This window comes from Verrucosispora sp. WMMA2121 (assembly GCF_027460185.1).
In the GTDB taxonomy this organism is placed as follows: Bacteria; Actinomycetota; Actinomycetes; order Mycobacteriales; family Micromonosporaceae; genus Micromonospora; species Micromonospora palythoicola.
In genome coordinates this window covers 1249785-1263681 of record NZ_JAPZBH010000006.1, presented here as the reverse complement: position 1 = coordinate 1263681, position 13897 = coordinate 1249785, and the positions used below count along the sequence as shown (strand labels likewise).

Genomic DNA, 13897 nt, shown 5'->3' with positions numbered 1-13897 from the left:
GGTCACGGCGGCGGTTGGACATACCCCGCCTCGCACGTCCCACGGACGGTGTGGAGATTGCGTCAGAAACCGCCGCTGGCCAGGGAGCCTGCCGCCATCTTGGCCGCCCGGACTTCGTCCTGACCGGCAATGGCGACTGCGTCGAGGCTGGCGAGTCAGCCGACGGTGCAGGTGAAGCGCCGGAGTAACTTTCAGTGATCTCTCAGCTTGTTTGAAGCTCCAATGTCTGTTTTGTGGTCGCAACTTGTGACGGGCCTTTACATAGATCATCGAGCATCTCTACAGTCCGGTGCACTGCTGGTCTGCACGGGGGTGTCTGATGGCTGGTGCTCGTACGGCTTTGTCGCGTCGCTGGTGGGCGGCGGCCGTCGTCGCGACGTTCGTGGCTTCCGGCCTGGCGGTGCCAGCAAGGGCCGAGGCGGCGCCACCGACGCCGGTATGCGTGGATGAGCAGCCGGATGCGGCTTCGGCGCGGCGGATGGTGGAGGTGTGCGGCCGGCGGGTGGAGATCCTCGCCGAGCGGACGGAGTGGTCGCAGACCTTCCTCAACGCCGACGACTCCCGCACGTTGGAGCAGACCATCGAGCCGACGCGGGTGCGTAAGGGGAAGTCCTGGGCGCCGGTGGACGCCACGCTGAAGGTGTCCGGCCAGGGCGTCGAACCGCGGGCGACGGTGCTGCCGATGGTTTTCTCGGCCGGTGGTGACGCTCCGCTGGCCCGGCTGAAGGACGGCTCGCGGGAACTGGCGATGAGCTGGCCGGGCCGACTGCCGAAGCCGGTGTTGGAGGGTGCGACGGCGGTCTACCGGGATGTCCTGCCGGATGTGGATCTGCGGGTCACCGCGCAGCCGTTGGGTTTCTCCGAGGTACTGGTGGTGAAGTCGCGTGAGGCGGCAGCGCATCCCAAGCTTGCGACGTTGCGGTTCGGGTTGACGACCAAGGGCGTCACGGTGAGCCCGAACAGCTCGGGCGGCCTGGTCGCCCGGGATGCCAAGGGTGCCGCCGTCTTCGCGGCTCCGGCCCCGCTGATGTGGGATTCCTCGGACGACTCGGGCGGCGACGCCGGTGTGATCGCCCCGGAGGAGAAGCGGGCACCCGGCAGCGACCGTCAGCGCAAGCCGGCTTCGGTCGAGCAGGAGCGGCAACTGGACCAGGAACGCTCGGCCAAGTCGACGTCGGGTGAACCGGCGGAGACGGCGCGGCGGGCGGTCATGCCGGTACGCGTCGACGGTGACACGATCACTCTGCTGCCGGACAAGAAGATGCTGGCTGACCCGGGTACGAAGCTACCGATCTACATCGATCCCTCGTGGACGGGTGGGATCGTCAGCAACTCGTGGACCTCGGTGTGGAGCAAGTACAAGTCGAGTTCGTTCTGGAAGAACTCGTCGGCGTTGAACAACGGTTCGACGTACGGCTCGGCGGGTGCCGGGCGTACGGAGGACTGCTCGGGTTGCTCGGACCACATCATCCGGTCGCTGTTCCGGATGAACACGTCGGCGGTGGCGGGCAAGCACATCCTCGCCGCGCAGTTCCGTATCGAGCAGCGGCACGCGTGGACGTGTAGTCCGAAGAGCAACGCGAAGTTGTGGCTGACGGGGTCGATCTCGTCGAGCACGACGTGGAACAACCAGCCGACCTGGAACAGCAGCTACACCGCCCAGACGGTCGGCAACCGCAAGTACGGCGCGGCGCATGGTTGCCTGGGCACCGGCACCATCGAGTTCAACGTGAAGTCGATGGTGGCCAAGGCGGCGTCGAGCAAGTGGTCGAACCTGACGGTTGGTCTGCGGGCGGTCGACGAGGGCACCAAGAACCAGTGGAAGCGGTTCAACCACTCCTCGCCGAAGCTGGCGATCACCTACAACACGACCCCGAACGCTCCGTCGGACCGCAAGTCGGACGGCAAGAACTGCGCCACCGGGTCCGGGCGCCCGTATGTGCTGACGACGACGCCGGTGCTTGCCGCGAAGCACTCCGACCCGGACTCCGCGCAGCAGTCGTTGACCACGGATTTCTACTGGTGGCCGGTCGGTGGCGCGCGGAGCGAGTCGAACAAGGTCGCACAGGCGGCGGGTAACCCGTCGACCGTGTCGAAAGCCATTCCCTCGGGCCGGCTGACCGATGGCACCAGTTATGTGTGGCAGGCCCGGACCTGGGACGGCTCTCATCACAGCGCCTGGTCCGGTACGTGCGAGTTCACCGTGGATGCCACGCCACCACCGCCACCGGCCAACGTCGGCTCCACCCATTACCTGAACGACGGCACGCCGCGGGGCGGCGTGGGTGTCTCGGGCACGTTCAACATCACCGCGCCCACCACCCGCCCCTACGAGGTGAAGGAGTACGCCTACAGCCTCGACTCCGGTGTGCTGACCGCGGCGAAAACCGTCGCGGCGCGGACGACGGACTACGGCGCGTCGGTCAACCTGGCTCCGTTGCATGACGGTGTGAACGTGCTGTACGTGTGGTCGAAGGACCACGCCGGGCGTTTCTCCACCCCGGTGACGTACACCTTCAGCGTGCGGGCCGGGTCCGGTCCGGCAGCGGAGTGGACGTTCGAGGAGACCGGTAGCACCGCCGCCGACGTCTCCGGGCACGGCAACACCCTCACCGTCGGCGCCTCGGCGACGCGGGTCGCCGGCCGGTCCGGGGTGGGAACTGCGTTGTCGCTGCCGGGCACGGCCGTGGCCACCAGGACCGGTGCGATCAACACGCCGCACCCCGACACGGGCGTTTCGACGCCCGTCCGCACCGACGCAGATTTCACCGTCGCTGCCTGGGTCAAGATCAATTCATTGTCGGGAACCGGTGCGCAGGCCGTGGTGAGTGCGAACGGTTCCCGCATGCCGGCATACCATCTGGGTTACGTCGTCAGTGGCCAACGGTGGCGGTTCACCATGGCCACGGCTGACACCGACAACGCCCCGATGGTGAGCGTGCACTCCAATGCCGCGCCCACGGCGGGTAAGTGGACGCATCTGGCCGCCACGTTCGACGGGGCGTCCAAGAAGATGACCCTGTATGTCAACGGAGTGGCGCAGACCGAGACCGTGACGTTGTCCGGCGGTTTCAACGCGACAAGCGACTTCTCCGTCGGCCGGCGTAAGTGGAACGGAAGCTATGACAGCTTCTTCACCGGCACCGTCGACGACGTGCGGTTCTACAACTTCACCGAGACCGCGTCCAACCTGGCGAAACTCGCCGTCCCACTACAGCCCAAGATCACCTTCCCCAACGGAGCCGACGTCACCGCCGGGGGTCAGCTGACGGTCAGGTTCGACGCCGGCGGAGACACCAACGTCACCAAGTTCCGGTACAGTCCCGACGCGCCCGGGCTGGGTACCACCGTGAACGCCAATACACCGGGCGGCACGGCCACGGTCACGATCAATGTCGGCAGCACGGTCGGGGAACGACCGGTGTACGCGGTCGCGGTCGATGACGGCAACCGGGTCAGCGAGATGAACGAGGGTGCCTTCACGGTCGCGTCGGCCGCGAGCCTGTCCGGCACGGTGTGGGACGCGACCTTCCTGCCGCGTGCCGGCGTCGTCGTCCAGTTGCAGCCCGGTGGCCACCAGACCACCTCCGCCGCGGATGGTAGCTACGCCCTGACCGGATTCGCCCCGGGCTCGTACACGATCACCGCGACGGTCGGTGGTCGGTGTGGTCAGGCGTTCAGTGGATCTTTGGAGATCGACGGCCAGGGGATCACCTTCGACATCTTCCTGTCGGCGTTCAGCGACGACCTGGGGCACACCTGCTCCGAGCAGACGACCGCGTTCACGACGGCGTCCACCGCACTGGCACTGACCGGTGACGACGCGGTCGCTACGGTGCCGTTGCCGTTCGCGTTCCCGTTCTATGGCGGGGCGTACCGCAGTGCCTGGGTGGACACCAACGGTCTGCTGACCTTCACCGATCCGGGCGGTTCACACCCGTACACCGGTCAGCCTGCTCCGGTGGCCCCGGCAGCCGCGGTGGCGCCGTTCTGGGACGATCTTGTCGTCGACGCCTCGGCGAGCGTGCGCACCGCGACCACCGGTTCCGGCGGCTCGCAACGGTTCGTGGTGGAGTGGCGCAACGTGCACCGCAAGGGCAACACCGGGCAGCGGGTGTCCTTCGCGACGGTCCTGGCCCCTGACGGCACCGTGACGACCAACTACGACCAGCTCGACAACGCCGCCGAGCGGGGTGCGCACGCGGTCGTGGGGATCGAGGCGGAGGACGGTCAGGACCGGTTGCGGTACTCCGTGGCGGAGCCGGTGTTGGCGAGCAGCAAGGCGATCACGTTCGCCCGTCCGGAGTCGGAAGGCGAGTTGGAGCTGCACAGCCTGTCCGGCACGCTCACCAACGCCGCCGGTGCCGCGGTGGTCGGTGCGACGGTCACCCTCGACCCGAGCGGGGTGAGCACCACGACCGGCGTGGGTGGCGCGTACAGCTTCACCGGCCTGGTCGCGGACAGCTACTCGGTGTCGGTGCGGATGGCGGGCCGCTGCGGCGCGGTGGCCCGTGAGCAGGTGGAGTTGTTCGCCGATGTGGTCCGTGACCTGCGACTCGGGCCGGACTACGGCGGGCTGGGCTATGCCTGTACCACTGGCGCGTCGAGCTTCGTGTCGGCGTCGACGGTGCTGGGGTTGACCGGTGACGATGCGGCGACCATGGTGGCGCTGCCCTTCCCGGTGCGTTTCCACGGCGAGTCGTACACCTCGGGTCGGGTGCACACGAACGGTCTGGTGAGCTTCGGTCCGTCCTCGGGTGAGCCGGACACCTGGGCGAATCCGACGATGCCGACGCTGGCGGCGCCGAATGCGGTGGTGGCGCCGTTCTGGGACGACTTCGAGGTGGACGCGTCGGCGAGCGTGCGGACGCAGACGGTGGGTTCGGCGCCGAACCGGTCGTTCGTGGTGGAGTGGCGCAACGTCGGGTTCCGGCCGACCAACACGCAGCGGGTCACCTTCGAGGTGATCTTCCACGAGGACGGGCGGATCGCGTTCCACTACGGGGCGATGTCCACCCCGACCCAGCAGGGTGCGGGTGCGACAGTCGGTCTGGAGAACGCCTCGGGGACGGTGGCGGCGCTGTACTCCTTCCAGGAGGCCGTGCTGACCGCGAACAGCTCGATCACCTACACCCCGGCGTCGGCCGGGACGGTGGAGGGCGTGTTGACCACGGCGGTGACCGGTAACCCGGTGGCCGGGGCGACGGTGACGTTGAACCCGGGCAACCGCAGCACCACCACCGCGGCCGACGGCAGCTACCAGTTCACCGCCGTGCCGGTCGGTGAGTACAAGGTCGCCGCGTCGACCGGCGACAGCCGGTGCGCCGGCCAGTACGCCCGCGAGATCATCAATCACCCCGGTGGTGTGTCCGAGGTGGACCTGTCGGTGATGGTCGACGGTGACGAGTTCGGCTACAAGTGCACCGCCGGGGCGCGGACGTTCGTGCCCGGTGACACGGTGGAAGCGTGGCAGGGCGACGAGACGGTGTGGCAGAAGAACCCGCCGTTCCCGGTGAAGCTCTACGGCGAGACGTACACCTCGGCGTGGATCAGCGCCAACGGTCTGATCAGTTTCAAGGACCCGGCGTACTTCGGGTGGATCGGTTCCTGGCCGGGGTCGATCCCGTCGCCGGCGGCCGAGGGCTCCCCGAACGCGGCGGTGTACGTGCTGTGGGACGACTGGGTGGTCGACTCGCAGGCCCGGATCGCCACCAAGGTCAGCGGCACCGCGCCGAACCGGCAGTGGGTCGTGGAGTGGCGCAACGTGCACATCTACGGCGACACCAGCACCCGCGCGACCTTCGAGGTGGTGTTCAAGGAGAACGGCGAGATCACCCTCGCCTACGCCGACATCGACCCGAACAAGTCGATCGAGCGGGGCGGTGAGGGCACCGTCGGGATCGAGAACGGCGACGGTTCCATCGGTTTCCAGTACCTGTTCCGCGAGCCGTGGCTCGCTACCGGCCAGGGCGTCACGTTCACCCCGAACCCGCCCGGGCAGGGCAGCGTCTCCGGCACCGTCACCTGTCAGGGCACCGCGGTGGCCGGCGCGACGATCACGGTGGCGGACAAGACGACGACCACCGCCGCCAACGGCACCTACCAGATCACCGCCGTGCCCGCCGGCAGCTGGGCCGTCATCGCCACCACGCCCTCCGGGGCGTGCCGGGGCTCGGACGTTCGGCAGGTCGTGGTCGGCACCAACACCCAGGCCACCGCCGACTACAGCCTGGGCGCCACTGTCGCCGGTGGCGGCTACCGGCTGACCGAGCAACCCGTCACCTACACCCCCGCCAACAGCACCGTGCTGTCACTCACCGGCGACGACGCCTACACCTCCGTCGCGCTGCCCTTCCCGGTCAGCCTGTACGGGCAGACCTACAACACCGGCTGGGTGGACACCAACGGACTGGTCAGCTTCCTCAACCCCGGCGAACCGTCACCCGACGCCTGGCCCATCCCATCGCCGGCCAGCCCCGAGGAACCCAACGCCGCGCTGTACCCGTTCTGGCACGACTGGGTCGTCGACGCCAACGCCAGCATCCGCACCGCCGTACGCGGCAGCGCACCCAACCGGCAGTTCGTCATCGAATGGCGCAACGTCCACTCCTACGAGGACCCCCGCACCCGCGTCACCTTCCAGGCGATCCTCGACGAAGCCGGCGGCTACAGCTTCGCCTACACCGACAACGACGGCACGTTCCTCGAACGCGGCGGCGGCGCCACCATCGGCATCGAGAACGCCGACGGCACGGCCGCGATCCAGTACACCTACCGCCAACCCGTCCTCCGGCCGGGACTGGGCCTGCGCTTCGACCCACCCACCCCCTGACCGATCGCCGACCGTGCGGGTGCCTCCAGTAGGGAGGCACCCGCACCAGGCAGTGCTTCGCCGTGCCCATCCTCACCCGGCCTGTCCCAGGCCCGATCCCTCCCGCCGCCCTCGGATTCCCCCGGAGGTACCCCGGTGACGCCGAACCAGCCCAGCACCCCTGCGCCTTCCCGCTTCCGCGGGAGTCGTCGCATCGAGTCCGGTGGGAGCCGCCGCAGCGCGCGGACCTTCGCCGCCGCCGTGACACTGGTCCTGACCGCCAGCCTGCTACACGTACCCGCTCGGGCCGCCATGGCTGCCCCCGCAGTGAAGCCGGGCGTGCAACCGGTGCCTGTCGTGCCGGTCAAACCGGTGACGCCAGTGCGGTTCGCCGCCAACGCGGACCTGAAATCAGCCAGCGCGAAGCGGACGCCCGCCTGGCCAGCACCGGCCTCGACGACGCTCGACGTTCCGGCTGACGGGTCGAGGAAGTCGGCGAAGGCGGGCCAGCTACCGGTGCGGGTCGCGCGACCGGGCAGGGATCGGTCGGTCGCTGCGCCGAACCAGGTCCGGCTGAAGGTGTTCGACCGCACGGCGACCGCCCGCGCAGGTGTCCGGGGTGTGTTGCTGCGCCTCGATCCCGTCGGTCCGAAGGCAGGCGAGGTCGAGGTCAGCGTCGACTACCGCGAGTTCGCCACCGCGTACGGCGGAGACTGGGCCAGTCGGCTGCGGCTGGTCGCCCTGCCCGACTGTGCGCTGGCCACCCCGGCGGCACCCGAATGCGCCGGCCGACCGCTGCGCTCGGCGAACGACCTCCGGTCCGGCACGGTGTCTGCCACGGTTCCGCTGGCCCTGGACGGTGCGATGGTGGCGCTCGCCGCTGGCGACTCCGGCCCGACCGGCAGCTACAAGGCCACCTCGTTGTCACCCTCGTCCACGTGGACCGCAGGTGGCAACTCAGGCTCGTTCAACTGGGGCTACCCGATGCGCGTGCCGCCCGCGCTCGGCGGCCCGGCACCCTCGGTCACGCTCAACTACTCGTCCCAGTCGGTGGACGGACGGCACGCGGCGTCGAACAACCAGCCGTCCTGGGCCGGTGAAGGGTTCGAACTCTCGCCGGGCGGCTACATCGAGCGCAGCTACAAGCCGTGCGCCGAGGACCGGGAGGGTTCCGCCAACAACGACGAGGAGACCGGCGACCAGTGCTGGGAGACCGACAACGCGACCCTGTCCCTCAACGGCTCGTCGGGTGAGCTGATTTACAACTCGACCGAGGGCCGCTGGCACCTCCGCAGCGACGACGGCTCCCGCATCGAGCGCAAGACCGGCGCGAGCAACGGCGACAACAACGGCGAGTACTGGGTCGTCACCACCACCGACGGGACTCAGTACTGGTTCGGTGTCAACCGGCTGCCCGGCTGGGCCTCCGGCGACCCCGTCACGAACTCGGCCTGGAACGTGCCGGTCTTCGGCAACGAGCCGGGCGAGCCGTGCCACGCGACCGCGTTCGCGGATTCCGATTGCACGCAGACCTGGCGCTGGAACCTCGACTACGTCGTCGACCTGCACGGCAACTCCGTCTCGTACTGGTACACGAAGGAGGTAAATCGATACCTGCGTAACATCGACAAGACCGACAAGGCCGCCTACGACCGTGGTGGCTGGCTCGACCACATCTCCTACGGCACCCGCCGCGTCGGCGGGACCGACTCCGTGCTCGACACCGCGGCACCGTTCCGGGTCAACTTCGCCACCTCCGACAGGTGCCTGTCCAACTGCGCCACCCACAACGAGGTGCGCTGGCCGGACACACCCTGGGACCAGGAGTGCACGTCCAGCCAGACCGACTGCGACAACTACTCGCCGACGTTCTGGAGCACCAAGCGCCTGGCGAGCGTGACCACCCAGGTCCGCGACGGTAGCGGCTACGACAACGTGGAACGGTGGACGCTGCACCACAGCTTCCCGGACCCCGGTGACGGCACGCGAGCCGGCCTGTGGCTGGACAAAATCTCCCACACCGGCCTGGTCGGCGGAAGCGCCAGTGTCCCGGACATCGAGTTCACGCCGGTGCAGCTCTCCAACCGGGTCGACACCATCGACTTCGCTGCCGCCATGAACTGGATGCGGGTGGCGCGGATCCGCAACGAATCCGGCGGCACCGTCAACATCACCTATTCCGGGCAGGACTGCCAGGCCGGGCAGACGCCCACCCCACACACGAACACCCGCCGCTGCTACCCGGTGATCTGGAAGCCGGAGGGCTACGAGAACTCCGTCACCGACTGGTTCCACAAGTACGTCGTCAAGACCATCTACGAAACCGACCACACGGGTGGGGTTCCGCCGCAGGGTAGCCCACGGGTCGTCTACAACTACGACTACCTGGACGGGGCGGCCTGGCACTACAGCGACGACGACGGGCTTATCGAAAAGGAGAACAAGACCTGGTCGGACTTCCGAGGGTACGGTCGGGTAGCCGTCACGGTCGGTGACCCGGGGGAGCAGACCTACACCGAGACCCGGTACTTCCGCGGCATGCACGGTGACAAGGCCGCGCCCACCGGCGGCACCCGCACGGTCAACGTGGACGGGATCGCCGACGAAGACTGGTACAGCGGCATGACCCGGGAGACCAAGAGCTTCAACGGGCCGGGCGGGCCAGTTGTGTCGCGGCAGACGAACGATCCCTGGGCGTCGGCGCCCACCGCAACCCGTACCGTCAACGGTGACACCGTTACGGCCCGATTCAACCGCGTCGCCACGGTCCGCAACTACACGACGCTCGACGCGGGTCGAGGTGAGCGGATGACCCGCAGCACCACCACCTACGACTCGTACGGCATGGCGGTCAGCGTCGACGACCTCGGGCAGGACGGCGTCAGCGGCGACGAGCGGTGCACGAAGACCGACTACACCCCCCGCGCCACCTCCGTCTGGTTGATGGACCGGGTGCACCGTACGCAGTCCTACGCCGTGAAGTGTGCGGACACCGCCGGAACTCTCAGCGAGGACGACGTCATCGGGGAAACCCGCACGTCGTACGACGGAAATGCCTTCGAGACCGTCCCCACCCGCGGCCTGAAGACCCGCACCGAGACCATGTCGGACTTCAACGGCGGATCACCGCTGTTCGTCACCACCGAACAGGTGGAGTACGACGTGCACGGGCGCGTCACCAAGAGCACAAATGCGGCGAACGCGGCCACCCGCACCGCCTACACCCCCGCCAGCGACGGCCCGGTCACCGCCATCACCATCACGAACGCGCTCAACCACGTCACGACCAACACGGTCGAGCCCGGGTGGGGCAGCAACGTCGCCGTGGTGGATCCCAACAACAAGCGGACCGACCTGGCCTACGACCCGTTCGGCCGGCTCACCGAGGTGTGGCTGCCCGGCCGGAGCAAGAGCACGCAGACGGCCAGTGTCAAGTTCAGTTACCACGTGCGTACCGACGCCGCGACCGCCATCTCGACCTCGCGGCTCAACGCCGCCGGTACCTACAACACCACCTGGTCGTTGCTCGACGGTCTGCTGCGGGTCCGGCAGACCCAGGCGGGCTCGCCGTCTGGGGGCCGGCTGCTGACCGACACCTTCTACGACTCGGCCGGCCGTAAGGTGCGGGCCTTCGACTCCTACCACACCACCGGTAGTCCCGGATCGACCCTGGTAACCGCCACGGAGCGAGCTCTGGTGCCGGATCAGGACCGGACGGTGTACGACGGCGCCGGGCGCGTGGTGGCGGAGATCTTCCAGCCGTACGACGTCGAGCGCTGGCGGACGAAGACCTACCATGCGGGAGACCGAACCGACATCACCCCGCCTGCCGGCGGTACCGCCACCTCCGTCCGCGTCGACGGACGCGGTCAGACCGTGGAACTCCGCCACTACCACGGCGCGACTCCCACGCCGGGCACTCCGGGCAGTTGGGACTCGACCACCTATCAGCACGACCGTAAGGGTCAGCTGACGAGGGTCACCGACGCGATGGGAAACACCTGGAAGTACACGTACGACATCCGTGGCCGGCAGATCGAGGTGGACGACCCCGACAAGGGACTGACTGTCTCCACCTATGACAACGCGGGACGGCTGAGCACCCACACGGACGCCGAAGGTAGGAAGCTGGCATACCTGTACGACCCGCTCGACCGGAAGCGGGCCGTGTACGACAACCAGGTCGGCGGCACGATGCGGGCCCAGTGGGTCTACGACACCCTGGCCAAGGGACAGCTCACCCAGAGTACGCGGTTTGTAGGGTCGGCCAGCTACCAGGTCAGGGCGACCGGGTACACCGACTCGTACCAGCGCACCGGAACCCAGGTGGTGATTCCCACCTCGGAGACGGGTCTCGCCGGCACGTACAACTTCCTGTACGGATACCACCCCGATGATTCACTCGCGTCGAGCAGCCTGCCCGGCACGGCGGACCTGCCGCTCGAGACGTTGACCTACGGCTACGACGCCTTCGGATCGCCGCTCACGCTGGACACCCTCTATGGCGGCCAGTCGCTGTCCTACGTCGCGGACAGCCAGTACAACGCGCTGCGCCAACTCGACCAGTACGAGTTGTACACCGGCAGTGGCGGCCGGGTCTGGCAGAAGTTCACCCGCGAGCTGGAGACTGGTCGGCTGACCGGGGTACGGATCGACCGCGACAGCCAGGCGCCGCACACACTCTCCGATCGGCGATACACCTACGATCCGGCAGGCAACGTCACCCGCGCCCAGGACGTCGCACCCGACCCGGTCGCCGACACGCAATGCTTCTCGTACGACTACATGCAGCGCCTCGTCGAAGCCTGGACGCCATCCTCCGGGAACTGCGGCGCGTCGCGCAGCGTCGCCGCGCTGGGCGGTCCCGCGCCCTACTGGCACAGTTGGCGGTTCGACAGGGCTGGTAACCGCAGCCTGCAAACGGTCCACACGGCGGCGGGGGACAGCACCACGAACTACAACTATCCGGCTGCGGGCTCTCCCCGGCCGCATGCCGTGACCGCCACCTCCGGTGCGCAGAACGGAAGCTACAGCTACGACGCGACGGGCAACATGACCAGTCGGTCGGGTGGTTCGGCCGGAACCCAGACGCTGACCTGGAGCCCGGAAGGGCAATTGGAGTCCTCGACGGATCTGACGGGGACCACCGAATACATATACGACGCGGACGGTAACCGCCTGATCCGGCGCGATCCGGCCGGCCGGACGCTCTACCTGCCACAGCAAGAAATCCGGTACGACAACACCTCCGGGACCACCTCCTGCACCCGGTACTACAGCTTCGCGGGCAACGTGGTGGCGTCCCGTACCGCCGCCGGTCTGACCTGGCTCGGTGCCGACCACCAGGGCACCGCGCAGGTGGCCGTCAACGCGGTCACCCAGGATGCCACGATCCGCCGACACACCCCGTACGGAGCTCCGCGCGGCGGCGACCCCACCTGGGTGAACGACAAGGGCTTCGTGGGTGGAACCCGGGACAACACCGGCCTCATCCACCTGGGCGCACGCATGTACGACCAGGGACTGGGCATATTCATCTCAGTCGACCCACTGATCGACATGATGGACGTTCGCTCGCTGAACGCCTATGCCTATGCCTGGGGCAGTCCGCTGACCTTTTCCGACCCGGACGGCCAGTGGCCGAAGTGGGTCAAGAGCGTCACCAACACGGTCACGTCGGCGGCGAAGGCCTCCGCGAAGTACGTCTACGACAACGCCGGCACGATCTCGGCAGTCACCGGAGTGCTCGCCATCGTCTGCGCTCCGGTGCCAGGTCTCGGTGCGGGTCTGGCTGCGGTGTCCGCGATCACCGGAGCCATCGACACGTACAAGAACTGCACCGGCGGCAACAAGTTGGACTGCGGGATTGGTGTCGCCAGTATGATCCCGGGCGCCGGCGCCCTGGCCAGTGGAGCTAGAGCGGCGCAGAAAGCGAAGAAGGCAGCCAGCGCCGCGAAGGAGGCGCGGGCTACGGCGAAGGCGCTCGACGGAGCCACCGGATCGATGAAGGACTTCATCGTGCGGGACATCAAGGCCACTCAGGACCTCGACTCCGTCAACCGGTACGTAGACCGCCTTCGGGAGGTCGACTCGTTGGTCGACGGCGCATACCGTGATGCCCGGGCCGCCGAGGCCCATGTGCGGCGCCTCGCCGCCGAGGCGGAACGGCGCCGCAAGCAATGGAACTACGCGGGCAACGTCTTCACGTGGGAGAACGCGAGCTGGTCTTCGACCGCATGTTTCCAGCTCGGCGACTGCTCGTCCTCCCGGCACGATTACGTCTTCGGCGGGCAACAGCCGCGCGGCGGAGGTAACGGCGGCAACGGAGGCAGCCGACCGCCGGCGGCTCCATCGGCACCGAGCGCCCCCTCAGCCCCGGCACCCGGTGGCGGGTGTCAAAATATCAAGGTGCCAGGTGGTTGGTTGCTTTGTTGACAAACGATGACACCGAGCACGAACATGCCCGGCCGGGTCGACGGTTGCGGGATCTGGGCCGCCCAGTCGTCGTCCTGATGGCACCGCTGTTGTTGCGCCTTGCCAATCGGGACAAGGAGTTCGTCTGGACGTTGGAGGAGGTGCACGGCCATGCTCGGGACTGGCCGCCCTCGGGCGGCGACGCCGAGATGGCCAACCTCTTCCGCTTCCAGGCGTGGTTCGGCCTGAGCATGATTCCCTTGGCGGCGTATGCCGGAGCGTCGCTGCTGCGCTCCGGTTCGGACGGCGACTCGACACTTGTGACCGTCATGGTGCTCACCGCCACGGTAGGCATGTTCACCCTGGGTATGGCCCTGGTCAGCGGGCTGAAGTGGGGGCTTGCGCAGTACTTCACCCCGGACCTGGACCGTCGTCTCGGCCCACCCCGCAGGCGGGACGCTCGGCCGCGCAGTCGGCGGCCGGGGTTCCTGGTGCGGCTTTGCCTCCCATCCAACCTGGACTGGGTACTCGCACTGGTCTTTGCCAGTTGCATGGCACCGAACGCCTATCCCTGACATGCTCACGGGTCCAATCAAGGGCTCCCAATTTATCTATTGATCGACTAGGATCAATATGGCGTCGACAGGTATGAGCGGATCTCTCCACTTGGGC

At 67.9% G+C, this 13897-nt stretch carries 3 protein-coding genes; all 3 read left to right on the top strand.

From position 1 onward, the window contains the following. Positions 1 to 442 precede the first annotated feature (442 nt). Entirely contained in the window at positions 443 to 6832 is a 6390-nt protein-coding gene (locus O7605_RS14655; protein WP_269739707.1) for a carboxypeptidase regulatory-like domain-containing protein, read from the top strand. Positions 6833 to 7183: 351 nt separating this feature from the next. Next, the gene (locus O7605_RS14650; protein WP_332317127.1) at positions 7184 to 13246 is read left to right on the top strand and encodes an RHS repeat domain-containing protein; all 6063 of its coding nucleotides are present in this window, start codon (positions 7184 to 7186) and stop codon (positions 13244 to 13246) included. Beyond that, positions 13243 to 13800 (top strand): hypothetical protein, encoded by a 558-nt coding sequence (locus tag O7605_RS14645; protein WP_269739706.1) that lies wholly within the window; start codon positions 13243 to 13245, stop codon positions 13798 to 13800. The genes O7605_RS14650 and O7605_RS14645 overlap by 4 nt, the downstream gene beginning before the upstream one ends. Positions 13801 to 13897: the final 97 nt, after the last annotated feature.